At 59.3% G+C, this 23,919-nt stretch carries 21 protein-coding genes; 11 read left to right on the forward strand and 10 right to left on the reverse strand.

From position 1 onward, the window contains the following. Positions 1-299: 299 nt before the first annotated feature. Positions 300-761, reverse strand: coding sequence for a hypothetical protein (locus IB238_RS23455; protein WP_192253026.1), 462 nt, complete (start codon positions 759-761; stop codon positions 300-302). Positions 762-859: 98 nt separating this feature from the next. Then, positions 860-1,546 carry a TetR/AcrR family transcriptional regulator gene (locus IB238_RS23460; protein ID WP_192253029.1) on the reverse strand — a complete coding sequence of 229 codons (687 nt, stop codon included), beginning with the start codon at positions 1,544-1,546 and terminating at the stop codon, positions 860-862. A gap of 179 nt (positions 1,547-1,725) precedes the next feature. Here IB238_RS23460 and IB238_RS23465 point away from each other — a divergent pair, with 179 nt between their 5' ends. The 6 genes from IB238_RS23465 (at position 1,726) to IB238_RS23490 (ending at position 10,691) form a co-directional block, all read left to right on the forward strand. Next, complete coding sequence (locus IB238_RS23465; protein WP_192253418.1) at positions 1,726-2,790, forward strand: efflux RND transporter periplasmic adaptor subunit; 1,065 nt, start codon at positions 1,726-1,728, stop codon at positions 2,788-2,790. A gap of 1 nt (position 2,791) precedes the next feature. Further along, positions 2,792-3,889 (forward strand): efflux RND transporter periplasmic adaptor subunit, encoded by a 1,098-nt coding sequence (locus IB238_RS23470; RefSeq protein ID WP_192253032.1) that lies wholly within the window; start codon positions 2,792-2,794, stop codon positions 3,887-3,889. Continuing rightward, positions 3,886-6,936: an efflux RND transporter permease subunit gene (locus IB238_RS23475; protein WP_192253035.1), complete on the forward strand. Its 3,051-nt coding sequence runs from the start codon at positions 3,886-3,888 to the stop codon at positions 6,934-6,936. The genes IB238_RS23470 and IB238_RS23475 overlap by 4 nt, the downstream gene beginning before the upstream one ends. 1 nt (position 6,937) lies before the next feature. Next, positions 6,938-8,224, forward strand: coding sequence for an alpha/beta hydrolase (locus IB238_RS23480; RefSeq protein WP_192253038.1), 1,287 nt, complete (start codon positions 6,938-6,940; stop codon positions 8,222-8,224). Between the two features lie 62 nt (positions 8,225-8,286). Then, entirely contained in the window at positions 8,287-8,541 is a 255-nt protein-coding gene (locus IB238_RS23485; protein ID WP_192253041.1) for a hypothetical protein, read from the forward strand. Between the two features lie 377 nt (positions 8,542-8,918). Further along, entirely contained in the window at positions 8,919-10,691 is a 1,773-nt protein-coding gene (locus IB238_RS23490; protein ID WP_192253043.1) for an adenylate/guanylate cyclase domain-containing protein, read from the forward strand. Between the two features lie 402 nt (positions 10,692-11,093). On the opposite strand, the gene IB238_RS23495 is transcribed toward IB238_RS23490, so the two are convergent. After that, positions 11,094-11,333, reverse strand: a complete 240-nt coding sequence (locus IB238_RS23495; protein ID WP_192253046.1) for a hypothetical protein — start codon at positions 11,331-11,333, stop codon at positions 11,094-11,096. Positions 11,334-11,535: 202 nt separating this feature from the next. Here IB238_RS23495 and IB238_RS23500 point away from each other — a divergent pair, with 202 nt between their 5' ends. Further along, a complete protein-coding gene (locus tag IB238_RS23500; RefSeq protein WP_192253049.1) occupies positions 11,536-11,862 on the forward strand; it encodes a GYD domain-containing protein in 327 nt (108 codons plus the stop codon). Between the two features lie 240 nt (positions 11,863-12,102). Here the strand turns inward: IB238_RS23500 and IB238_RS23505 are convergent, their stop codons facing one another. The 4 genes from IB238_RS23505 to IB238_RS23520 form a co-directional block, all read right to left on the reverse strand. Next, the gene (locus IB238_RS23505; protein ID WP_246723808.1) at positions 12,103-12,303 is read right to left on the reverse strand and encodes a hypothetical protein; all 201 of its coding nucleotides are present in this window, start codon (positions 12,301-12,303) and stop codon (positions 12,103-12,105) included. A gap of 314 nt (positions 12,304-12,617) precedes the next feature. Further along, the gene (locus IB238_RS23510) at positions 12,618-12,812 is read right to left on the reverse strand and encodes a hypothetical protein (RefSeq protein ID WP_192253053.1); all 195 of its coding nucleotides are present in this window, start codon (positions 12,810-12,812) and stop codon (positions 12,618-12,620) included. 491 nt (positions 12,813-13,303) lie between these two features. After that, a complete protein-coding gene (locus IB238_RS23515) occupies positions 13,304-13,795 on the reverse strand; it encodes a DUF892 family protein (protein WP_192253056.1) in 492 nt (163 codons plus the stop codon). 22 nt (positions 13,796-13,817) lie between these two features. Next, positions 13,818-14,750 (reverse strand): PhnA-like protein, encoded by a 933-nt coding sequence (locus IB238_RS23520; protein WP_192253421.1) that lies wholly within the window; start codon positions 14,748-14,750, stop codon positions 13,818-13,820. Positions 14,751-14,991: 241 nt separating this feature from the next. Between IB238_RS23520 and IB238_RS23525 the strand changes: the two genes are divergently transcribed. Next, positions 14,992-15,297 carry a hypothetical protein gene (locus IB238_RS23525; RefSeq protein ID WP_192253059.1) on the forward strand — a complete coding sequence of 102 codons (306 nt, stop codon included), beginning with the start codon at positions 14,992-14,994 and terminating at the stop codon, positions 15,295-15,297. Positions 15,298-15,997: 700 nt separating this feature from the next. Here the strand turns inward: IB238_RS23525 and IB238_RS23530 are convergent. From IB238_RS23530 to IB238_RS23540, 3 genes are all read right to left on the reverse strand, one after another. Continuing rightward, positions 15,998-17,164: a PHB depolymerase family esterase gene (locus IB238_RS23530; RefSeq protein WP_192253424.1), complete on the reverse strand. Its 1,167-nt coding sequence runs from the start codon at positions 17,162-17,164 to the stop codon at positions 15,998-16,000. A gap of 275 nt (positions 17,165-17,439) precedes the next feature. Then, entirely contained in the window at positions 17,440-17,808 is a 369-nt protein-coding gene (locus tag IB238_RS23535; RefSeq protein WP_348648294.1) for a response regulator, read from the reverse strand. Then, the gene (locus IB238_RS23540) at positions 17,771-22,159 is read right to left on the reverse strand and encodes a PAS domain S-box protein (protein WP_192253062.1); all 4,389 of its coding nucleotides are present in this window, start codon (positions 22,157-22,159) and stop codon (positions 17,771-17,773) included. The genes IB238_RS23535 and IB238_RS23540 overlap by 38 nt, the downstream gene beginning before the upstream one ends. Positions 22,160-22,370: 211 nt before the next feature. Between IB238_RS23540 and IB238_RS23545 the strand changes: the two genes are divergently transcribed. The 3 genes from IB238_RS23545 (at position 22,371) to IB238_RS24805 (ending at position 23,672) form a co-directional block, all read left to right on the forward strand. Continuing rightward, a complete protein-coding gene (locus IB238_RS23545; RefSeq protein ID WP_192253480.1) occupies positions 22,371-22,532 on the forward strand; it encodes a hypothetical protein in 162 nt (53 codons plus the stop codon). A gap of 210 nt (positions 22,533-22,742) precedes the next feature. Next, positions 22,743-23,066: a PepSY domain-containing protein gene (locus tag IB238_RS23550; protein WP_192253065.1), complete on the forward strand. Its 324-nt coding sequence runs from the start codon at positions 22,743-22,745 to the stop codon at positions 23,064-23,066. A 12-nt stretch (positions 23,067-23,078) separates the two neighbouring features. After that, positions 23,079-23,672, forward strand: a complete 594-nt coding sequence (locus IB238_RS24805; protein ID WP_246723809.1) for a general stress protein — start codon at positions 23,079-23,081, stop codon at positions 23,670-23,672. Positions 23,673-23,919 lie beyond the last annotated feature (247 nt).

Below are 23,919 nucleotides of genomic sequence, written 5' to 3' on the forward strand. Positions count from 1 at the left end.
GACGGCGCATTGACCCGCCAATCCTCCGGTTTCTATGGATTCGAACTCTTCCAATCCTTGCCTTCGCCCAAGGAGTCGGCACAGAGCGACGGTGCAGGATCGGACCTTTCAGTCCCGAGCGCTATGCTTCTGTCATGTTGCGGACCCGTTTCACGATCTTTCGGAGCGTCGATAATGACCGCGCCGCCACAAGCGCTATCTTTCGGGCGGAGCGAGCTTCTGGGAGAGAGCAGCCAAGGTGGCTCAGTGAGCTGATGAAGGTGAAGGTGCAGGATGTTGAGCGTTCTTCGCCGGCGATCTCAATGGAACTGACGCGCGGAGGAGGCCGCGTACCCTGCCGCAAGTTCCGCCCGGCAAGCCTCGCCGAAATCCTGGAGAAAGTTCATCGCGCCTGAAAGCGCGAGGTCTCGCATTTCAGAGAGGGAGCGATTGGGGGTCAGGTAGGTTTCAACGATCCTTTCCATCGCTAGTTCCGCTGCATCTACGACTGGTCGGGACGAGATCAGACGCATATGGGCGACCAGTGCATAAAGCAGAACGAGATCGGAGACGTCGTCCTTCTGATGGCTTAATGCATCACCATAGAGCCTCGTGGCTTCGGCTATGAAATCCGAAAACAGCTTTTCGCGCTTGGCGACCTCGACCTCGCGATGCTTTTCCCTCACCTGTGACCGATGCGTCATCCAGGCAGTCGCGAACGAGGCGAGACCGCCGACCGCGACACCGGCGAGGCCCATCAGGGCAGAGATGTATGCCTCCATGAGATTTCTCCTCTCGGATCGAACGCGGGCGTGCACCAGGAAGATGACTGCCGCTCGCCGAGGAGCCTCGGTGCCCAGCGGACTCGTCATCGGTACTTCTAACCTGCTAGCGGAGGGCCTACCCAAACGCCTTCCTGCACTGCGGGGATGCTATTCACCAGCCCGTCGAGCATTCCTTGCAGGACGTTCTCGGTCAGCTCCTCCATCTTGTCGCTGGGTCCAACGAGGCGGTCCGCCAGCAACAAAGTCAGACCGTGCATTTGGGACCAAAAAACGAGGATCGCCCCATCGATCGTGCGGGTATTGGCCTCGGTATCTGCAATGGGGCGCCCGAGAGCGCCGTCGGCAATCGCGTCAACTACAAGGGCTTTCATGTTGTAGGCCGCGGTTCTTTCGATAGCCGGACGCCCTTCGTCCTGTCCGGCAAGGTAGCCGCCGAACATCAATCTGTAGAGCGCCGGATTGTTGACGCCGCCGCGAACATAAGCGCGGGCCATAGCCGCCAGCCTCTGGCGAGGACTGTCGAGATCCTTGGTCGCTTCGGCCATGCGCTTCGCCAGCAGTTCGAACCCAACCGCCGAGACGGCGGCCAGTAATTCGCGCTTGTCGGCGAAATGTTTGTACGGGGCGTTGTGACTGACGCCCGCCCGACGGGCGAGCTCACGAAGCGAAAACCCCGTGCTTTGCGATTCGCTGAGGACATCGAGTGCGGCACCTACGATGGCCCTGTGCAGGTCACCATGGTGGTAGGGCCGCTGATCTGCGGTGGAACTGGCTTTGGTCATACGCGTCCATTTAGGCCTTCATGTTGCGCCTGTCAACTTTTCCACCGGCAAGATGTTGACAGCGTCCACTCTTATCTTTAAGTGGGCGCTGTCAACATGGGGCCATGACCCTTACGCATTTCAGACTGCACGCGAATCCCCGCCGCTCTCTGATGGTTGCAATGGCAACGGAGAAAAAAATGCAGCCCCTTCGAATTCTGGGAATTGGTCTCGCTTGCGCATCCCTGGCTGCCTGCGAGGAAAGAGCCGAGTTGGCGCCACTACCGCAACAGGTGCGGGTCGTTTCCGCGATCACGGCCCAGTATCGGCCGGGTGCGGAAGTTACCGGTGAGGTAAAGGCGCGGATCCAGACCGAACTCTCATTTCGCGTCAGTGGCAGAGTGATTGAGAGGCTGATTGACGTGGGTGCACATGTTCGCGCCGGCGAGGTCCTGGCGCGCCTCAACGATACCGAGCAGCAGGCAGATGTCGGCGTTGCAAGAGCTGCATTGGAATCGGCGCAGGCGGTGGTCAAACAGAGGGCGCTGGCATTTGAGCGATCAAAGGCCCTCGTGCAATCGCAGGTCATTTCGCAGGAGACGTTTGATGAGGCTCGAAAAGACCTGACGAGTGCCCAAGCCTCTTTGGAAGCTGCCGGGGCCACGCTGGCTACAGCCGAGGACGCCCTGTCCTATACGGAGTTGAAGGCTGAAGCCGACGGGATCATCACCGCCCGCGGCTTAGAAGTGGGGCAGGTTGTCTCGGCGGCGCAGTCGGTCCTCAAGCTCGCCCATGACGGCCCGAGAGATGTGGTGTTCGATGTCTTCGAAGCGTTTTTTCTGGACGGCCCGCCGTTGTCGGATGTCGCGGTGGCGCCAGTTGGCGATCGGGCACTCGAAGTGCACGCGAATATCCGGGAAGTCTCCCCGGTGATCGACACCAAAGCCGGCACGATCAGGATCAAGGTGGGGCTCCAGGAGAACTCTCACTGGCCTCTTGGCACGCCGGTGGTCGGCAAACTCCGCTCCGCAGCGCGCGACGGAATCGTGCTGCCCTACAATGCGATTGCCTCCGCCAAGGGGGAACCCGCCGTGTGGCTGACCAACAACGAAAACCACACCGTTACCCTCCGCAAAGTTTCGGTCACCCGGTACCGCAAGAGCGATTTCGTCGTGACCGGCGGCATCGCCCCGGACGACCTGATCGTCACGGAGGGTGGAAAGTTCCTCAAGGAAGGCCAGGCAGTAGCTTGGGAAGGCAAGTGAGATGATCCTTAGTCGCCTATACACCACTCTCCCACTCTTTCTGTCGATCTCGCTCCTTGTCGGCTGCGAGCAAAGCTCAATCGCAGGAGAAGAGGCGAGCCCCCGTCCCGTCAAATCCGTGACGGCAAAAGGCGAGCAGGAAGTTGTCGAGAGCTTTCCCGGCGTCGTGCGGGCCCGCATCGAGACCGACCTGGCGTTCCGAACACTTGGACGAATTGTATCCCGCAAGGTCGACGTTGGTGATCTCGTGCGGAAAGGGGATGTCGTGGCGGAAATTGATCCCCTCAGTCTCCGCCTCGCAGTCAGGAGCGCAGATGCCAACTTGCGCGATGCCCAGGGGCAGTTAGAAAACGCCTTATTAACAGAAGGGCGTAAACGAACTCTCGCCCACAAGAGCGCCTCGAGCATTGCCGATCACGAACTTGCCGAACAACAACTGAAGTCGGCTGAGGCCAACGTCGCAAAAGAAACAGCCAGCCTCGCCAAGGCGCAGGAGCAGCTTGGCTACGCGGAGTTGAGGGCGGAATTCGACGGTGTGGTCACAGCCACATACGCAGAAGCCGGCCAGACAGTCTCGACGGGCCAACCGGTCTTGAAACTGGCGCGTCTCGAACAGCGTGATGTGGTCATCGATGTACCCGAAGCGCAATTTCGAGCCGCGCGCCTGAACGACAGATTCAGCATTGCCCTTCAACTCGACCGTACGATGCAGGCTGTTGGCGTCGTGCGCGAGATCGCACCGCAAGCGGATCCCAATACCCGCACCCACAGACTGAAGGTCGCCATAGACCGGGCGCCGGAAGTTTTCCGCCTGGGTGCCGTGGTGACCGCGACACCACTAGTCGAAGGGCGAAAACGAGCTGTCGCCCTGCCCAGTTCTGCCATCAGCGACAGGGATGGCGCCATCCACGTTTGGGTCGTGGATCAATCCGCAGGCACCGTCTCATCACGACCGGTCCAACTCGAAAGCCAGGCGAGTGGTTCCCGCTGGGTGCGGGTTCTGTCCGGGTTGCAGGAAGGCGAAGAAGTCGTCGTCGCCGGCGTCGATGAGCTTTCCGAAGGACAGAAGGTGAAACGCGAACAGGAGCGCCATCCGTGACAAAATTCAATCTTTCAGACTGGGCGCTCGAGCATCGCTCTCTCGTCTGGTATTTCATGATCATCTTCGCAGTCGCGGGCGCCTATGCCTATATGGGCCTTGGCCGTGAAGAAGATCCATCCTTCACAATCAAGACCATGGTCATCCAGGCCCAATGGCCCGGCGCCTCTGCCGAGGAAGTGACGCAGCAGGTTACCGACCGTATCGAGAAAAAGCTGCAGGAACTCAACAATCTCGAACATACTCGCAGCATCACAACCGCAGGTCAGACGATCGTCTTCGTCGATCTTCTGCCGGATACGAATGCGAATGATGTAAAACCCACCTGGTCGCGGGTGCGCAACTTGATTGACGATATCAAGCACGAATTCCCCCAGGGCGTGCTCGGACCGTTGTTCGACGACCAGTTCGGAGATGTCTACGGCAATATCTTTGCCTTCGCGGGTGAAGGACTTAGTCATCGGGAATTGCGCGATTTCGCGGAGGACGCCCGGACGCGGATCCTCAAGATTCCCGACGTGGGCAAGGTCGACATCCTCGGTGCGCAGGACGAGGTCATCTACCTCGAATTCTCAACCCGCAAAATCGCTGCCCTCGGCATCGACCGCGCCGACGTCATTGCCACGCTGCAGGCGCAGAACGCCGTCACTCAGTCAGGCTTCATCCAGACGGGACCGGAACGCATCGCCCTTCGCGTCGGTGGGCGTTTCATTTCCGAATACACCTTGCGCGGGATCAACCTTAGGGTCAACGATCGCTTCTTTCCGCTGACAGACGTCGCCAACATCACCCGCGGCTATGTCGATCCGCCGATTTCGCACTTCCGTTTCAATGGAAAGCCGGCGATCGGGCTCGCGATTGGCATGAAGACCGGCGGCAATCTGCTTGCCTTTGGCGAAGCGCTCGAAAAGACGATGACCAGTATCGTTCAGGATCTTCCGGTCGGCGTTTCGGTCGAACAGGTCTCCGACCAGCCGAAAGTGGTTCACGAGGCAGTGGGGGGCTTCACGAAGGCCCTGTTCGAGGCGGTCGCCATCGTGCTCGCGATCAGTTTCATCAGTCTAGGGTTCAGGGCCGGACTGGTCGTGGCCGTCGCAATCCCGCTGGTTCTCGCTATCACCTTTATGGTGATGTTCTATTCAGGCATTTCACTGCAGCGAATCTCGCTCGGTGCGCTCATCATCGCACTCGGTCTTCTCGTCGACGACGCCATGATCGCGGTCGAAATGATGGTGGCACGGCTGGAAATGGGTGACAGTCTGAGGAAAGCCGCCACCTACGTCTACACGTCCACGGCCTTCCCGATGCTAACCGGCACGCTTGTGACCGTCGCGGGCTTCATACCCGTCGCATTCAACAAAAGCAGCGCCGGCGAGTTCACCTTCACCCTCTTCGTCGTCATCGCCGTATCGCTCGTCGTCTCCTGGATCGTTGCCGTGTTGTTCACGCCGCTCATCGGCGTGACCCTGCTTCCTAAAACCATGAAGAAGCACGCCGAACACAAGGGTCGGTTCGCGTCGGCGTTCTCCCGCATACTGCAATTCTGCCTGCGCTGGCGCTGGATGACGATCATCGCCACGATCGTCCTCTTCACCGGCTCGCTCGCCGGCTTGTCGATGGTGCAGCAGCAGTTCTTTCCGAGTTCCGACCGGCCGGAACTGATCGTTGACTGGAACCTGCCGCAGAACAGCTCGATTGCCGAAACGAGCCGGCAGATGGCTCAGCTCGAGCGTGAGGTGCTGACCGACAACCCTGCGGTCGAGCATTGGTCGACATACGTCGGAAGGGGCGCACCGCGCTTTATCCTTTCCTTCGACGTGCAGCCGGCTGACGTTTCATTTGGCCAGACTGTCATTCTCACCAAGGGACTCGAGGAGCGCGACACTCTGAAACAGGAAGTGGAAGCCTACCTTCAAAAGACTTTTCCTGGAACTGACGCCTATGTGAAGCTTCTGGAAATCGGCCCGCCGGTCGGCAAGCCAATTCAGTATCGCGTGTCCGGCGAGAATCTCCAGACGGTACGCGACCTGGCACAGAAACTGGGGGCTGTCGTCGGCACCCATCCCTCCCTCAAGAACCTCGCCTTCGATTGGAATGAACCGGCGCGCGTCGTGAAGATCGACGTGCTGCAGGACAAGGCACGGCAGCTTGGTGTCTCCTCTCAGGATATCGCAATGGCGCTCAACACCGTCGTTCAAGGGGACGCGGTCACGCAGGTCCGGGACGACATTTATCTGGTCGATGTGGTCGGCCGAGCCGCGGCGAAGGAGCGAGAGTCAATCGACACGCTGCTCGATCTGCAACTGCAGAGCAGCAGCGGCCAGTCGGTCCCGCTGTCATCTGTCGCCACTTTCCGCTACGAGCTCGAACAGCCGACGATCTGGCGCCGGGATAGGGTTCCAACCATCACGGTCAAGGCGGGGATCGCCGATGCGACGCAGCCGGCGACCATTGTGAAGGCGCTCTCTGACAAGATTGCGGCGTTCGAAAGGATGCTGCCGGTCGGTTATTCCGTCGCAGTCGGCGGCGCGGTCGAGGAAAGCACCAAGTCGCAGGGGCCCATTGCGCAAGTGGTGCCGGCCATGCTCCTGATGATGGCAACGCTCCTGATGGTTCAGCTTCAGAGCTTCCACAGGCTGTTCCTGGTCTTCTCGGTTGCCCCGTTGGCGCTGATCGGCGTCGTGGTGGCTCTGCACGCCAGCAATTCCCCGCTTGGCTTCGTCGCACTTCTTGGCGTGCTCGCCCTCGTCGGCATCCTCATCCGCAACTCCGTCATCCTGATCGTGGAGATCGAAGAGTTGCGGGCAGCGGGTAAGTCGCCATGGAATGCGGTCGTGGAGGCGACCGAACACCGCATGAGGCCGATCATGCTGACCGCCGCGGCCGCGACCCTGGCGCTGATCCCGATCTCGCACGAGATCTTCTGGGGACCCATGGCCTACGCCATGATGGGCGGCATTGTCGTGGGAACGGCGCTGACGCTTCTGTTCCTGCCGGCGCTCTACGTCGCCTGGTTCCGGATCCCGCGTGAAGTCGAGCAAGACTGAGATGACGACATCGCTCCCGCACCCTCGGCGCGCTGCCCAGGGTTCCAACGGACATCCTCTCACTGCGACGATCGCCGCCGTTCATTGCGCGTGCAAAACCGTCTCAGTGCTTGTGGCCCTGTCTCTCATTACATCGGGTTGCGCTAACCGGGCGCAGAACGTCCTTCAGCCTCTCGCGGTCGCCCCGACCGGCACTAGCCGGGTCACCATGCTGGTTGCGACGACGCGCAGACCGACGGAATATCCCGGCAGACTCTATTCCGGCGATCGCGGCACGGCGATCTCCCTCAACAGCGTCGATGTGTCTATCCCGCCCGACCGCAACCGCAAGATCGGAGAGGTGCAGTGGCCGTCCCGCATGCCGCCCAACCCGCAAAAGGAGTTTGCGGTCACACAGGTGGCCAAGGTGCAATCCGAAGGCCAGGCCCTGGACTGGTACCGTAAGAACCGAAACACCCGGCATCAGGTCATCATTTTCGTACATGGCTTCAACAACACCTATGCCGACGCCGTCTTCCGCTTCGCGCAAATTGTTCATGACTCAGGAACCGAAGCCGCACCGATCCTCTTTACCTGGCCATCAAGGGGCCGTGTCTTCGACTACCTCTACGACAAGGAGAGCGCCAACTATTCGCGCCGCGCTCTGGAGGATCTAATCCTTCAGGCTGTCAAAAGTCCCGACATCTCCGATGTGACGATCCTCGCTCACTCGATGGGCGGCTGGCTTGCGGCAGAAGCCCTGCGTGGGGTCGCCATGCGCGAGAAATCAATCCCGGTGAAGGTCAAGAACGTCATCCTCGCATCGCCGGACATCGACATCGACGTGTTTCGCCGCCAGTTTACCGAGATGGGGCCAAAGCGGCCGCACTTTGCGATCCTGACATCGACACGCGACAAGGCGCTGGAGGCGTCCGGCTGGTTATCGGGCGGTGTCGACCGCGTCGGTGGATCCGATCTAAGACCCTACGCGCCGCTTCTCGACGATCTCGGGGTGTCCGTCATCGACACGAGCGCGATCGCCACGAACGATCCTCTTGGCCACAACGCCTTTGCCGACAGCCCAGAGATGGTACGCCTGCTCGGGCGGCGGCTGGCCGGGCAGAGTCTGGATGGCGGGAAGGCAAGCGTCGCAGACCAGATCGGGGTGAGTGCGGCTAATTTCGCGGGCTCGGCTGCGCGTCTTGCCGTCGCGGCACCAGTCGCCGTCTTCAGCACGGAGGCGCGAGAGATGCTGAAGGAGGACCCCTCCGACGGCGGGAAGATCAAGGACGGGCGGATTTCGTACTGAAACGTAGCCGTCCAACCGAAGGCACGAATCCTCGGCCGGGAAGGACTTGTTAGGATCGGAACATGGAAATCACCACGATTGTCAGACACCGGCCGCGGGCTGAATACGTCTTCCGGATCGTAGCCGGCACCGTCGCGTGCTGGCTGTACGGGACGTCGAAGACAAAACGTCGCGGACCTCACGCGGATTCTTTAGAAGTCCCCGGCGAGCGTGCACAAAACCTTCCCCTCCAAGGCTGCGATGTGGAATCCATCGCCGAAAATTTTCTCCAGTCTGCGGTTCCCCTAGCGGCGCCGCATGTTCATGTTGTCGATTAATCGCTGACGCAAGGGGCTGAAGGGACATTGAAGACGAGCTCATCCATCGTCTCCTCAGGTTGAAGGAGACGAAATGGTCCGCCCACGCCGGGCGACGTTCAATCGAGGCGTCATGATCAGAGGCTTGCTGCTAGCTCACCGTTCGCACCAGTCCCGCGCAGAGGGTTCGTTCTTCGGCCCAAGGCGGCCAATCCGCTTTGCGCCTTTATGTCGGCCGTAGAGCCGAGGTCGACCGCGGCCCGAAAGCAGACATCGTCGGTGAACACGCTGTAGTTGGTCGCAGACGCACTAGAGAACCTGATCTCAGCCGAGATCGCTCCGGGCAGAAGTTCCCCTGTCTCTTTCTTCCTGCTATCGTGAAGACGAGGTACGGCTCTATGAGCGAGAACCGCAAGCTGGCCGCAATTCTGGCCGCGGACGTAGTCGGATACAGCCGGCTCGCCAGCGAGGATGAAGATCGCACCCTAGCAAGGTTGCGGGCCCTGCGCAGTGACCTGATCGATCCAACCATCGCAGTGCACAACGGCCGTATCATCAAGCGCACCGGAGACGGAGCGCTGGTCGAATTCCGCAGCGTTGTCGATGCCGTGCGATGCGCCATCGAGGTGCAGAACGGCATGGGCGAGCGCAATGCCGGCGTTCAGCAGGATCGGCGCATCGAGTTCCGGATCGGCATCCATCTGGGGGACGTAGTAGAGGAAAGCGATGGCGACCTGATGGGTGACGGCGTCAACATCGCCTCGCGTCTCGAGGGTATCGCAGCCCCCGGCGCTATTTGCCTGTCGGAGGACGCCTATCGCCAGGTCAGGGCGAGGCTCGATCTCTCCGTCAGCGATCTCGGCAACAAGCAGCTCAAGAACATTGCCGAGCCGATCCGCATCTATTCGCTTCAGGTCGGCACCGCCGCAGAGGCAAAGCCAGCAGTGACCGCTGGCACCGTCGCTCGTGCGCCGGCCGCTTTGGCGCCGGACCTTTCGATTGCCGTGCTGCCCTTCGTCAACATGAGCGGCGATGCCGAGCAGGAGTACTTCGCCGACGGAATCTCCGAAGATATCATCACTGCTTTGTCGAAGCTGGCGCAGCTCTTTGTCATCGCTCGCAACTCGTCGTTTACTTTCAAAGGCCGGAACGTGAACGTGCAGGAGGTCGGCAATAGCCTCAACGTGCGCTACGTGCTGGAAGGAAGCGTCCGCAAATCTGGCAACAAGGTGAGGATCACCGCGCAGCTCATCGACGCGACCACTGGCGGGCATCAGTGGGCGGAGCGTTTCGATCGCGACCTCACCGATATCTTCGCGGTGCAGGATGACGTCACGCAGCAGATCGTCGGCGCTCTGGAATTGAAGCTGACGGCCGGGGACAAGCAGCGGCTCGCGAGCGAGCAGACCCAAAATCTGGAAGCCTATGACTGCTTCCTGCGGGGCCGTGAACACATGTGGCGGCTGACGAGAGAGCAGAACAATCAGGGCCAGCAATTGCTGCACCGCGCCATCGATCTGGACCCGAAATTCGCCCCGGCCCACGCGTTCCTCGCCGTCACGCACGCGCTGGGCTACGTCAACCAGTGGAGCCAATCGCCGTCGAAATCGCTGGAACAGGCGATCGAGGCTGCTACGCAGGCGGTGGCGCTCGATGATCAATACCCTTACGCACATTGGGCGCTGGGCGTGGTCAACTTGTACCTGCGACGGCTTGACGTGGCCATCTGCGAGGCTGAACGCGTGATCGCGCTTGCTCCCAATCTTGCGGAGGGCCACGAGAGCCTTGGCAATGCGCTGCACTATGCGGGCAGGTCCGACGAGGCCCTCCTCAGTTTCGAGCGGGCCATGGCCCTGAATCCATATTATCCGGACATTTTCCTGCACTTCCACGCGCAGGCGATGTTCCAGTTGGGCAGGTACGAGGAGGCCGTTGTCCTCCTGAAGCGACGGCTGGTCCGCAATCCAGCCACTGACATCTCACGTGTGTTGCTGGCAGCGAGCTATGGTCACTTGGGTCGCTTCGCGGAGGCGCGCGGGGAGTGGGAGGAAGTGTTCCGGATCAATCCCAATTATTCCCTGGAGCACAGGCGCAAAGTGCTGCCCTACAAGAACCCCGCCGATTTCGAGCGCATTGTGGACGGCCTGCGCAAGGCTGGCCTCACCGAGTGATTGCATTCCATCGCAGACAGTCGTCCACAGATTCCGTGCGGCTCCAAAAAAGCACCGCGAGTGCGAGACTTGCTTATGGCTCATTCGTGCAGGCAGCCGCCATCGGGCAAAGCATAATTCCTGGGCACGGCGCACACCGACCAATCCGGCTCCAGACGAACGTCCGGAGATCGCGCAACTGCGCCGGTTCCAGCTTGAGCAACTTGTCCGCAACGCGCCGCCATGTCGGCCGTACAGACCAGCTTGGCCGCTTTCCGATAGCAGACGTCGCCAGTGTCAGGGCTGGACGGCTTGATTGCGCCACAAGGAGACATTGATCTTTAGCCACCAGATCGCGACGGAAATGTAGCCGGGCGGCCGACCGTTCGAATTTCTCGAATCTGAAAGGCCGGGGGCGGCTCTTCAGATTCCGAGCATTTTCTTCGCTTCGCCGAGTGCTGCCTGCGAGCCTTCGTGATCGCCGGACTGGTGCAACTGTTCGCCTTGCTGGCGTAGCTGTTTGACCTTGGGCATGTCGGCTTCAGACAGGGAGGCGTTCGGGAGGGCTGCGTCAATTGCCGCCATTATGGTGGGGCACTGATTGGCGAAGGCATTCACAGTCGCCAGCGCCAAAAAAAGGGCAATTGAAATCCTGACAATCATGGGGGTCGCTCCTCCAAAGCCGGAGCGCGGATGCCTCTCCGGCAACTAACGGATGATTGCCCAGCCTCGGCCCAGCGCCAATGGCGGGCGACCAAGACAAGTATTGCCGCAAACTAAAGCGCCACGGAGACCGTTTTGCCGATACGATCGTATCCCGATTATGCTGTAAAATGATCTGGTAACGAGTGAAGGAGCATCGGCAATGGCACTCTACCTGACACGCTTCAGCTACACACCGCAAACCTGGGATCGATTGACACGAAATCCCGAAGACCGTCGGGATGCCGCGCGCAGTTACATTGAATCAGTCGGAGGTAAGCTTCACGGCTTTTGGTACGCATTCGGATCGCACGACGGGTATAACCTGTGGGAGGCACCCGACAACGTCTCGATGGCCGCCGTCGCAATCGCGATTGGAGGCGGTGGCGCTGTGTCAAAGTTCGAGACGACGCCACTGCTTACGGTCGAGGAAACACTGGAGGCTATGGAGTTAGCAAGAACAGTTGGTTATCGATCGCCAGGAGCGTAGGTGTCGGTCTGGCACCTATCCAATTTGGCATGCCTAGCGGTGCCTATTACAAACGATGTCCGTGGTGCTATCAGCCGGCAGTGTCGCACTACCTGCGCGCCTTCAGGCCACCGGTTTCCGTCGCCATCGTCGGCGACGATCCGCCCGAAACGTCGCAGAGCCACAGCGTCCGCATAGACTTCAAACCGGGCAGCCTCCGCAACTGCGGGTTCTTGGACTCCTGGCCGACGATTGGGTTCTTCACGACGGCGTCACTGAAGTGATCCACCACCGCCGCGATGGCGAAGACGCCGCCCAGCGCTCGTGCAAGCTTTTTTCGGGCGTCGTTTGGTTGGCCTTGGCTTTGTCCGTCTCCGCCATAACGCCCAAGGAGGCAGCCGCCAGCGTCAACCCCATGACCACAATTCGTCGTGTGAGAGAAGTCGAAACAGCCTGTGTCATGGTCACCCTCCTTGCTCGCAGATGAAGGACAGAACTTCTGTGGGGCGTTAGTGTTACCGAACCAGGCCAACTCGTCCGCCTTACTCGTCCGCCGTGCGCGTCGGGGAAGGCATGATCTGTCCTTCAGTCGGCGGAGGCGCGCTGCCGATGCCGGGCTCGCGCTTGAGGAGGAGGATACTCGCGACTGCCGCGACCAAGACCGCCACAACAAGGAGTAGCATCAAGCGTACAGACATGGTTCTCTTCGAAAGGCGGCCGGGATAGCTTCATCGACAATCGGGAGTCCCATCCCCGGCATGGCTCACCGAAGCCGGTCAGCAGCAGCCCAGAAGCCGTTCCACTTCATCTTCCAACTCGCGGCAAATCGTTGTGAATTCTGCTGTGAACCGGGGGTCGGACGAGTTGGAACGGAGGGCGTGGACGGCGAGATCATAATCTGCAAGAATCTCATCGACATAAGAAGCCCGCGCCGAGCCTAAAGCCGCGCGCAAATGCGGACGCTTGACCATCAGCAATTTCCGCCCGCTATCGCATCTGTGCCGGTCCATCGCGGCACCTCTGGCACCATGATCGCCCGAATTGTGATGTGACGCCAGGAGACTACGGTAGGCTACAGCCGTATTCGTCGCTCTTGGAACGCGGTCTGATCACCACGACCCGACCAACTGCCCGGTATTGAAGACCATGGCGGTGACTGCGGCAACCGCACCGGCGATGACGAAGAAAGAGCACGAAATCGTGGACCATGTTGGAACCTTTGTGATAGCGCCCGGCAACACGAAGCGCTGCCGGGCCACTTGCTATCTCATACGCAAGCAGTTCGCATTTCGGCGAACAGTTTTCCATTTTAGGTCTATCTTATTTACGCTTTGTTACGCCTAGTCGATGAGCCAACTGGTGGAGTCGAGCCGGCTCGAACCGCCCATAGGGGTTCTCCATCCCTGGCAAGTAACTTCATCCGGCGTGAGGTCGAAGCTCACGCCGGAGAGTGCCGCTGTATTCAGGCGGCTTCGGCGTTCACCTCTGCTTCGGCGATTTCGGAGAGCAGTTCATCCGTGGTCTCTTCCTCGTCAAGGGTCTGCGCAAGAAGTTCAGCCACCTCGTCCATACCGAGCCTCTTAGCCCAGCTGACCATCGTTCCATAGCGACTGATCTCATAGTGTTCGACGGCCTGAGCACCCGCGATAAGTCCGGCATCAAGGGCGTCCGTGCCGTCAAATTCCACTATCACTTCCTTGCCTTCTTCGATGATGCCAAGGATCGCGTTGCACGTCTTTTGCTGGGCGGGCTTACCGATCAGTTCGAACACCTCTTCAAGACGTGCCACGTGGGTTTCGGTCTCGCCCTTGTGCGTTTCAAACGCCTGTTTCAGATCGGCAGACTGGGCCGCCTCTGCCATTTTCGGTAGGGCCGTCAGTATTTGCTTTTCTGCGAAATAGATGTCCTTCAGCGTTTCATAGAGGAGATCGTTGAGATTCTTTGCTTCTGCCATGTTCGTGTTCCTTTGAGGTTGATTAGGCATTTCTGCCGCGGGTGTAGTCTTCGGCAACGACGGCAGGCTTCGTGCCAGCCACTCCGCCGAACCAGGCTGCAACGACGCCCAACAGGAGCGCGAGGAAGCCAAGTAGTGCGCCTCGTGAAACGATCGTCGCGGTGGTCTCCGCGGCGTCCAGGGCCCGTTGCTTGGCCGTTTCGACCGAAGCCTTGTAGTTCGCTTCATATTCGTCGACCTTCGCACGCGCCTGATCGACGGGAATGTTCTGAGCCTTTGCGAGGGCATCGGCGGCCCGTGTCTTGGCAGCGTCGATCTGGGCTTGATCGCCCGTGGCAACTGCCCTCATGGCCGAAACTGCGGCTGATTGAAGGGCCTGAGGATCGGTGCCACCGCTCGCGTCGCGGATCTGACGCTCAATATCGCCCATCGGATCCGTTGCCGAGACAACCGCTGGCGCGGCCGCCGTCATCACTGTTGCTGCGGTTTTGCCGACGCCGCCGATGACGCTGGTCAGACCGCTGAATGCGCCTCCGACCAGAGCTCCGACCGAGGTGGTAAGAAGGTAGAGAATCACCAGAGTTGTCACTGCCCAAGTGGTAATCCCGTGGTAGCCGCCCGTAGACTGGCTCGGGCGGCCCGAGAGACGGCTGGCTGCGTAAGCTCCGATAAAGGAGGCGATGATGCCCGCGACAACGAACCACAGGCCACCGATGATGGAAAAGGTGCTTGCCGCTGGGTTGTCTGCAGTGGCTGGATCCAGGACGGCGGCCCCGATGCCCACCCCGAGGAGATTGAGCATGAATTGAGCCGAAAGTGCGAGAACGACGCCGGCACACACCGCTCCCCAGGATATCTTGTTGATGGCCCTCGTTACGAAAGGGTCGACAACGGAGGGCTCGACCGCCCGCGGGACATCGGGTGAAAGTGGAGCCCCCTCCCGTGGATATGACATGGATGGTTGGGTGGACATAAGCATATTCCTTTGGTTCACGCCTGCAGCGATGCAGCGTGCAACGAACAGATTTCGCTCGGTGGTATCGCGTGCCGACCGCCCCGTGCATGTCTTGCAGGGGAGAGACGTTGGAGACACGGAAGTTCCCAAGTGCTGCACGAGAGAACCTCTCTCTCGTCACCAGCCGAAAATCTGATTGTTCGCTGGCACAGCCCTAATAGATGGAGAACCCAATAGTTCCGTGCGGAGCACACCGTTTTTGAATCGGACTGGATGGATCGGCGATTCACAGGAGATTGGCGGGAACCAGTTAGGGTCGGCGTTCGGCAACCGTCGAATAAAAAAAAGCCCGCTGATGGCGGGCTCCTTCTTTGATCATCTCACTGATCTACTTGTCGTTCTTGTGGCTTTGCTCGCCAGCCTTGACGTGCTGTTCATGAGTGCCGCCGCGCGTGCTGCTGGAGGAGCTCTTCGAATCGGCAGCCTTTTTGGTCGACTTATCGCCACCGTTTTTGCTCGGCTGGCCAGATTTGCCGCTTTCGTGTGAGCTACTTTGGTTGGGCATGACATTCTCCCCGGGTATCGAAGCCGGGATCGACTTCACACACTCAACCCATTGGATCAGGTTCGGTTCCAAAATCATTTTCCGAAACCAGCGGTCTATTTTCGAAACCAGCGGTCAATCCTCATGGCCTCCTTCGGGCCTTTGGACCATGATCGCTGCGCTCGCCGTCCTCGGCTATGTCTTATTTAATATACGTAGCTCGATTAAAGGCGCACACTACTTCATCGTCTCAATTTAACGGCACGGGACGACTGGGGGCTTGGCATCTTCCGCCTTTTTACGGAGATTCCGATGCACCACCCTGACGGTCCTCAGGACCATGATGACGCACGATCAACTTCCCCGTACACCCCAGACTTCAAGGGAGCGTTCTCTCGGATGAACTGAGCTGGATTCAGCAGATGTTCGACGCAGCGCGGGAAGCGTGCAGTGTTTCCGGAAATGGCGACAACGCCGAGGCCCTTGGGCGGGCGGTAATCCGTCTTTACAAAAACGGAGTACGAAAACCCGCCGTGGCGGCTAACATGCTTCAAAAGGCTTTCGGCAGAACCTAAGGGCGTTGTGCCGGCGACACAATTTCGTTGTTGCCCGCGACAGGCGGTCTATGCCGTCGCACTCGCAGTGTGGCGGCATTTAACTCGCAATGCATTGATTGCTTGCTGGAAGCGACGACATACGTTGACTACCTCATCAACCCTGCGGCACGCAGAGCGTCCTCGATGATTTTTTGTATATCGGAGGCCTGAGCGTTCATCGTCCTATGTTCACGACCGCCTGGTCGCCCTTCGTCATTGTCATTGGTCAGCGCTCCGGGCACGAGAACCTCGCCCGTGTGGACGTAATCTTCCGACCGCGTGTCTGCTGTATTGTTCCGACGACGATGCCCAACGTCGACAAGGCCCCAGAAGGTTGCGATCCGCAGAGTGGACGATATGCCGGTTTCCAGCATATAGGGGCCGGGCGTGCCGTAGCCCTCCGGGCCGCCGGTTGCCAGAGGCGTGCCATGGCCCATTCCATCGATTGCGTAGGATTCGATGAGTTCCCGTCCGTCCGTGCCATGCCAGACTTTGCGCACATAGCCCTGTTCATGCTCGCTGACGTAGTCTGATGTCTTGACCCCGTGGAGTCCTGCCCATTGGCGGATAATGGTCTCCATATTCGAGATGTCGACGATGCTGTCGGCAGTACCGTGCCAAACGGAAATCTTGGGCCACTTTCCCTGGTGGGGCGACGCACTGCGGACAAGTTTCTGCAGGTCGCTTTCGCTCGGCCCACCATGGCCACGCATGCGATCGAATGCTTCGGGCATGGTCGTCGCGCTGCCGTAGGGCAATCCGGCGATGATGGCACCGCCAGCAAAGACATCAGGATAGCTGGCCAACATCACTGATGACATCGCACCGCCCGCAGAAAGTCCGACTATGAAAATGCGGCTTCGGTCCAATCCGTAAGCCTTCACCATGGTCTCAATCATCTGGCGGATCGAAAGGGCTTCGCCTGCATCGCGTTTCGCATCGCCTGGCACAAACCAGTTGAAGCAGAGGTTGGCATTGTTCGCCCGCTGTTGCTCGGGGAAAAGAAGTGCAAATCCATCTCTCTCAGCCAGAACCGACCATCCGGAGCCGTCATCGTACGCTGCTGCGCTTTGCGTGCAGCCATGCAAGACAACCACGAGCGGCGCGCCCGAGACGAGATTTTCAGGAATGAATGTCCTCGCTTTTAAGGCTCCAGGATTGGACCCGGCTATTTCCATGTCCTTCAGGCGGTCACGAGGGGAACGACGTTTCCCCTGACCATACGCAGCTTTGAGTGCGGCAAGGCGGGCAATGGTGTCCGATAGATTTCTCATTTCAGAGCATCCTTGTGTTGCAATGGCCAACGCGATGCTGACACCTCCCAACGCATGTGCGAGGGAATGGTTGCTGCATTGCACAAAAGGATAGGTAATTGGATAGAGAGGGAATCTCGAAGGCGTCCAAAAATACCGTTACCTGAACTGCAACCGCACCCCGGTTCACGTGACCTTTACCTCCACACATTCCGAGGGTCAGTATTTAGCGGTCCGCATGCGTCAGAGGTTTCTCATGGTGATCGCTCAACGCACTGAAGAAGTGGTTTGAGTGTTCAGATCAACCGCGTACAGGCCTGCACGATGGCCCGCTTCAGATCCTGAGAACAATAGGGCTTTTGCAAGGTGAGCTCATTGCTAAACTCTTCCGAAAGCCCGGGGGAGCCGTACCCACTTGCGAATAGGAAGGGTATATTGCGTCGGCGCAGTATCGTAGCCACAGGAAACGACTTTGTTCCACCGAGGTTGATATCAAGAATCGCGAAATCGATATCAGCATGAGCGGCCAATTGTAATGCCTTATCAAGCCACGCGACACTTGCAACTACTTCATGTTCCATTCCGATCAATAGGTCCTCAAGTTCCATGGCTACGAGGAACTCATCCTCAACGATCAGAATTCGCCTCGTTACCGGCCTGGCCACTACGCCCTCCCATAATTTCTCGGCCAGCGGGCATTGGTGCAATAATGGTGCACTCGAGGCCGGAGGACTTGTACTCAACTCGCACCTCTCCGTTAAGTTCCGACGCGAGTGCACGCTCGATCAGGCGCGAGCCGAACCCCCTGCGCGTCGGCATGGCCACCGGCGGTCCGCCACGCTCATGCCAATGCAGGACAAGACGGCGGTCGGCGTCCTCCTCTTCGATCTGCCACACGACCACGACCTGTCCGCCTTCCGAGGTAAGCGCGCCGTACTTGGCGGCATTCGTGCTGAGTTCGTGCAGAGCCATGGAGAACGCGAGCGCAGCGCTCGGAGCGAGCCTGATGTCGGGGCCTTCGACCCTGAAGCGGTTTTCACCCCCAGCGTGCGGCTTGACAGTATCGATGACGATGTCGGCCAGATTGGCGCTTTGCCAGCTCTCACGTGTCAAGGCATCGTGCGCCTTGGCCAAGTTGATCAGCCGCGAACCGAAAGCATCCCGCGCTTCGTCCAGCGTTGATGCGTGACCAAGTGTCTGGGAGGCGATAGACTGGATGACTGCCATCGTATTCTTGACCCGATGGTTGAGCTCGTCCATCAACGTTTTCCGGTGCTCGTCGGCGCGTCGGCGTTCGGTCATGTCTCTTGCAATCGTGGACGCACCGATGACCCTGCCTGCACTGTTCCTCAGCGGCGAAACGGTCAGCGAAACCCAGACTAGGGTTCCATCCTTCCTCCTGCGAAGCGTTTCGTAATGCTGAATGTGGTCGCCCCGTCCGACACGCTCGAGGATACCCAATTCCTCATCGTGGCGGTCCGGCGGCACCAAGGTCATGATGGATTTGTGGACAATTTCGTTGGCAGCATAGCCGAAAAGACGTTCTGCCCCTGTATTCCAACTCGTCACGGTGCCCATGAGCGATTTGCTTATGATGGCGTCGTCCGATGACTCGACGATCGCGGCCAGGCGTTGCGCCACCGCTTCAGCCTGCTTTCGCTCGGTGATATCCACCAGCATGTTCACTGCCCCGGTTACCTTGCCCGAGGCGTCGCGCAAGGGGGTAGGGTAGGCCAGGAAGGGCACGCGAACGCCGTCGGGACGCTCGGCCACCGCTTCGGTACCCTCTATCGCCCGCTTCTCTTTCAGTGCGATCGCCATCGGGCACTCGTCATGGGGTAAGATCGTGCCGTCGGGGCGATACATGCGCCAGGAGCCACACCATGCATCCGAGCCCAATGCCGGTTTGCGACCCCACAGTTCGGCTGCGGCTGGATTATAGGATGTGATCCGGCCCTCCGCATCTGTGGTGTAGACTGCACCCGGCAGCGCCTCAATGAGTTCCTTGAAGTGCTGTTCGCTGGCGCGGACGGCACTCTCGCCCCTTCTGCGGTCGGTGATGTCCTCGATCGCGAGCAAGATCAACTCGTGTCGGCCGCCTCCCTGGACGAGCTTTCGTGCATTGAGCATCATCAAGCGGTGACCGATGTCACGAAACTCGTGTTCGACTTCGTAGTCGGTGACGTCCTGGCTTTTCGGAAGCACAGCCTCAAGGAGCGTCCGTAGCGCGGGAATGTCCCATTGCCGGTTGCCAAGATCATAAAGCAGGTTGCCTCGCGTTTCCTTCTCGTTGACCTGGAACAACTGATAAAAGGCGGCATTGGCTGACTGAACCCGCAGGTCACCGTCCAGAACAAGCAAGGGCTGCCTGATCGTTTCCACGATGGCCTCGGCATAAACTCTCGCGTCGTTGGCCGCCTGGGCGGCGGTTTGCCGCTCGGTAATGTCGCTAAAGGTGATGACAACGCCAGCGATGTGGTTGTCGCGCGTACGGTAGGGGAGCATCCGCCGCAGGTACCAGCGTCCTGCATCGCTCGTGACCTCGGACTCGATGGTGGTGAGGTTCTTGAGCACAGTCCGGGCGTCGCAGAGCAGGTTCTCGTCCAAGAACTTCCGTGCAAAGTGCGAGATGGGGCGACCAATGTCGGACGACACCAGATCGAACAGTTCCTTCGTGGCGGGTGCGAACCAGTTGATCGTCAGCTTGTCATCCAGAAACAGCGTTGCCGTCTCCGATCCCGCCAGCAGGTTGTTCAGGTCATTGGTGGTGCGCTCGAGCTCGGAGATCTTGTGCTGAAGCTGGCTGTTGACGGTGTTCAGTTCCTCGTTGAATGACTGCAACTCCTCCTTGGAGGTTTCCAGTTCCTCGTTGGTGGATTGTAGCTCCTCGTTCATCGAGATCGCTTCCTCGTTCGAGCCCTTCAAATCCTCGTTCACGGTTTCAAGATGCTCGATGGTGTTGCGCAACTCGGCGCGCATCAAAATCAGCTCGTCCTCGAGTGCTTGCTCGCCGGAAGTCGTTTCCATGATATCGTCGCGAACGTTCGCCTGGTTCGATTTTGCAATTGGCACCCTTGGCACGAAGCTCACCAGAGTGAGCTTGCCGCCTTGTGGTGATGTGGGCAACGGCGTCACCGTTATCTCCACATCCCGTGGCTCTCCGCTCTGAAGTACACGGCCATGGACCGAAATGATCTTGCCGCCTTTCGAGGCTTCGCGTATCGCACCGCGAAGTTTCAGGCCCAATCCATCACGCGCCATTGCCAACAGATCCCTCGTTGGCTCGCCCGATGGCTGCTCCAGGTAATCACGCGTTGATCCGTGGAAGTACACGACGCGGCCCTTGTGGTCGATCAACACAGAAGCAGGTGCACGCTCCAGCAAGGCCCTGCGCGCGATGTCGGCCATAGGCTCGGAGGTCGTTTGCGATGGCGTCGGCCGCGACTCGCCCGCAGAGCCAGGCTCGTCCCGGTCACGTACCTGGCGATAGTCGATGAGATTGTGCCGGGTCGGCCCGGTCCTCCTGTAGATGCGCCATTTCTTCGAGATGGTGTCGAAGAGATCGTCATATCGTCCGATTGTCTCGGCATTGCCCAAGAACAGATGCCCATCGGGGTGCAGGGCGTAGTGCCATTGGGCGATGACGCGTTGTTGGGCCTCTGCTTCCAGATAGATCAGGAAATTGCGGCAGGTAACAAGGTCCAAACGTGAGAACGGCGGATCGCGTAGCAAGTTCTGTGTCGCGAACAGCACCATGTCGCGAAGCTGCTTGCTGACCTGATAGGAGCCGTCAAGCCTTTCGAAGAAGCGCCGGATGCGCTCGGGCGGGAATCCTGCGAGGGCGGCGGCGGGATAGATGCCTTCGCGCGCCTTGCGCAGATTGTCCTCCTGCGCATCTGTGGCGAAGACCTTCAGGTCGAAGCGCTTTCCGGCAGCTTCGGCCTGTTCGGTAATCAGTATGGCGACGGAATAGGCTTCTTCTCCTGTAGCGCAGGCGGGAACCCAGACCCGGATCGATCCGCCGCTCTCGCGCTCTGCAACAAGAGGCCCAATCACCAGTTCGGCGAGCGCCTTCCATGCTTCTAGGTCGCGGAAAAAGCCCGTGACGCTAATCATCAGGTCAGCCGCCAACATCGCAACTTCTTCCGGGTTTTCCCGCAAGTCGTCGAGATAGTTCGCGAGCGTCTCGATATTTCGCAGCCCCATGCGGCGATGGATGCGTCGCCTGAGCGTGTTGCGCTTGTAATTGCCGAAATCGTGTCCGCTGTTAGCGTGCACTTCCTCCAGAACTTGTTCAATTGTTGCCGTTCCCTTCGCAGAGACGGGTTCAACGTCAGTCGAAGTGGTAACGTAGCCATGACGGACATAGGCGATCAAGGTCTCTGGCATTTTGTCGGGAGCAAGCACATGGTCGGCAAGACCCGCGGCAATTGCGCTTCTCGGCATACCATCAAACTTTGCACTATCAGGTGCTTGCACCAGGCTCATGCCACCTTCTGCGCGGATCTCCTTCAGCCCCTCGGTGCCGTCGCTACCTGTTCCGGAAAGCACGATCGCGACAGAACGTTGCCGCTGCCCCGCCGCGATCGAGGCAAACAAAACATCGACGGGATGCCGCTGCCCGCGCGGTTCCATCGGCCGCGACACATCCAATCCTCCTTCGGTCAATTTAAGATCAGTGTCGGGGGCGATGACATAGACTTGGTTAGGCACAAGCGTGATTTCGTCCTCGACCTGCACCACTGGCATCGCGGTGCGTCCGCTGAGGATGCTCGCCATTTCACTCTCACGGTTGGGATCGAGATGTAGAACCACCACGAAGGCGCATCCACTGTCGGGCGGCATGGCATCGAAGAAACTGCCCAGTGCCTCTATGCCGCCTGCCGAGGCTCCGATGCCGACGACGGGAATGTCCGGGGCGGAGGCGGACGTGTTTTCTGTCGCCTCGGAGATTCGCCTTCCCCTGGCTCTCTTGTGCCCCGTATTGTCACTGTTTATCGCTGGCTGTTTCGCCATTGGCATGCCCGTTCAGTGTTCCAAGGTCGCCATCATATCGCGACCTCCGCACTGGTGCGAAACATCAGCGTTGCATAGATGTACCGCTCTCGCAATCAAACCGCTGACCCGATGATGCGGTCGGGATCCGTCCGTAGTGGCCGATGTGAGCGCGGTGTCTCCGTAACGGTCACTGAACGCCCGTGTATAGATCGAGGCGTTGGAGGCAGATATGAAGAATCCGAAATCTCCTGCCGAAAAAGCCAAACAGTCGTCCGACGGTCTGATGAAGAATGCGGCCAGGGAAGAGCGCGAATCGAGTTCTCCACAAAAGAAGGGCGCTTCCCCGATTCGAAGAGCGTTCGAGGAGTTCGGACGGCAAGAGTGCTGGTGAAAAGCAGGAGAGCTAAAGGCGCTACTCTTGTTTCGTGGGAATCGGAACCCGCGCTCCCTTCTATGGTGACAATCGCTGGTGGTCATAGGCGGATTCATCGCCGCTCATCTGCTCAGACGCCATCATCGCTAGGTTACGAAGGTCTGGAACAAAAGGGCGCGGCAACTGTTCACTGGGTCCATGCCAATTTTGGTCCTGAGGAGCAAGTTCATGAAATCCATGTTTATAGGAGCCTTCGTCCTGGCGGCGACGGCAACGGCGGTTGGTGCCCAGACAAGCGCGCCAGCGGCTAAGCCTGGTGATACCCCAGCGATCGCCACGCCTGACCAGCAGAACCCGGCAGCCCCCGTGGCAGGGGAAAACAGCTTTACAGAAGGCCAGGCAAAGGACCGTTTCGCTGAAGCTGGGTACAGCGACATTACCGACCTAAAACTCGATGAGAGTGGAGTGTGGCGGGCGAAGGCAGCGAAGGACGGGAAGGCTGTCGGCCTCTCGCTCGATTACCAGGGCAACATTGTTGCCAGTGCACTCTAAGGGAGAAACAAAATGAGAACCGTAACCGGCCTATTTGACACTTATAACGATGCCCGCCGTGCCGTGGCCGCACTGGAATCGGAGGGGATCCCCTCGAAGGACATAAGCATTGTTTCACATCGATCTGCCTCAGAAGGTGATGAAACGTTCGCGGCAGAAGGCGCAAGTTCGGGAGTTGGACTGGGCGCATTGGCAGGGGGCACAGGTGGCCTGCTCGCAGGTCTGGGGCTTTTGGCAATCCCGGGCGTTGGGCCTGTCGTTGCCGCAGGGTGGTTGGCTGCTACAGCTGCTGGGGCTGCGGCTGGCGCTGTCGCGGGTGGCGCAGCAGGTGGCATTATTGGCGCAATGATAAACGCTGGCGTTTCGGAAGAAGACGCGAACGTGTATGCGGAGGGCGTTCGTCGCGGCGGATCGATGGTTGTTGCAAAGGTCGACGATCCCCTAGTTCCCGTAGCGGAGGACGTACTTCAACGCTCAAACCGAGTGGATGTCGTTGCGCGTCGGACCTCCTACCAGGAGGGCGGATGGAGCCGATTCGATGAGGCTTCCCCTGTTCTGACGCCTGAGCAGATTGACGAAGAGCGCCGGCGCTGGCGCGATCTCTGACGTGCAAACGCGCCCGGGGAAATCCGGGCGCGAAACACTGACTTCTCTACGAGAATCGCAGCCATTCGAGCTTCAATCCGGAGCTTTCCTATTGAATTATGTTCGACGCCGTAACTTTTTCACTCGAGCGGCGTTCTTCAACTTCGAAAGAGGAAACGTCATATGCTGGAGCGTGGCAATCTTCCGGCCACCAGCTGCCAGTGCGTCCGGGGCCCGATGGCGACAACCGGCGGCCAATTTCCGGCTA

This window comes from Rhizobium sp. ARZ01 (genome assembly GCF_014851675.1).
Classification (GTDB): domain Bacteria; phylum Pseudomonadota; class Alphaproteobacteria; order Rhizobiales; family Rhizobiaceae; genus Mycoplana.

What these genes read in the sequence shown, in the direction of transcription:
- IB238_RS23540 (WP_192253062.1), bottom strand. Translation starts at nt 22,159, where the DNA reads ATGGCGAAACAGCCAGCGATAAACAGTGACAATACGGGGCACAAGAGA.
- IB238_RS23460 (WP_192253029.1), bottom strand. Translation starts at nt 1,546, where the DNA reads ATGACCAAAGCCAGTTCCACCGCAGATCAGCGGCCCTACCACCATGGT.
- IB238_RS23510 (WP_192253053.1), bottom strand. Translation starts at nt 12,812, where the DNA reads ATGGTCAAGCGTCCGCATTTGCGCGCGGCTTTAGGCTCGGCGCGGGCT.
- IB238_RS23480 (WP_192253038.1), top strand. Translation starts at nt 6,938, where the DNA reads ATGACGACATCGCTCCCGCACCCTCGGCGCGCTGCCCAGGGTTCCAAC.
- IB238_RS23495 (WP_192253046.1), bottom strand. Translation starts at nt 11,333, where the DNA reads ATGATTGTCAGGATTTCAATTGCCCTTTTTTTGGCGCTGGCGACTGTG.
- IB238_RS23485 (WP_192253041.1), top strand. Translation starts at nt 8,287, where the DNA reads ATGGAAATCACCACGATTGTCAGACACCGGCCGCGGGCTGAATACGTC.
- IB238_RS23490 (WP_192253043.1), top strand. Translation starts at nt 8,919, where the DNA reads ATGAGCGAGAACCGCAAGCTGGCCGCAATTCTGGCCGCGGACGTAGTC.
- IB238_RS24805 (WP_246723809.1), top strand. Translation starts at nt 23,079, where the DNA reads ATGAGAACCGTAACCGGCCTATTTGACACTTATAACGATGCCCGCCGT.
- IB238_RS23545 (WP_192253480.1), top strand. Translation starts at nt 22,371, where the DNA reads ATGAAGAATCCGAAATCTCCTGCCGAAAAAGCCAAACAGTCGTCCGAC.
- IB238_RS23505 (WP_246723808.1), bottom strand. Translation starts at nt 12,303, where the DNA reads ATGACACAGGCTGTTTCGACTTCTCTCACACGACGAATTGTGGTCATG.
- IB238_RS23515 (WP_192253056.1), bottom strand. Translation starts at nt 13,795, where the DNA reads ATGGCAGAAGCAAAGAATCTCAACGATCTCCTCTATGAAACGCTGAAG.
- IB238_RS23500 (WP_192253049.1), top strand. Translation starts at nt 11,536, where the DNA reads ATGGCACTCTACCTGACACGCTTCAGCTACACACCGCAAACCTGGGAT.
- IB238_RS23530 (WP_192253424.1), bottom strand. Translation starts at nt 17,164, where the DNA reads ATGAGAAATCTATCGGACACCATTGCCCGCCTTGCCGCACTCAAAGCT.
- IB238_RS23470 (WP_192253032.1), top strand. Translation starts at nt 2,792, where the DNA reads ATGATCCTTAGTCGCCTATACACCACTCTCCCACTCTTTCTGTCGATC.
- IB238_RS23455 (WP_192253026.1), bottom strand. Translation starts at nt 761, where the DNA reads ATGGAGGCATACATCTCTGCCCTGATGGGCCTCGCCGGTGTCGCGGTC.
- IB238_RS23520 (WP_192253421.1), bottom strand. Translation starts at nt 14,750, where the DNA reads ATGTCATATCCACGGGAGGGGGCTCCACTTTCACCCGATGTCCCGCGG.
- IB238_RS23465 (WP_192253418.1), top strand. Translation starts at nt 1,726, where the DNA reads ATGCAGCCCCTTCGAATTCTGGGAATTGGTCTCGCTTGCGCATCCCTG.
- IB238_RS23550 (WP_192253065.1), top strand. Translation starts at nt 22,743, where the DNA reads ATGAAATCCATGTTTATAGGAGCCTTCGTCCTGGCGGCGACGGCAACG.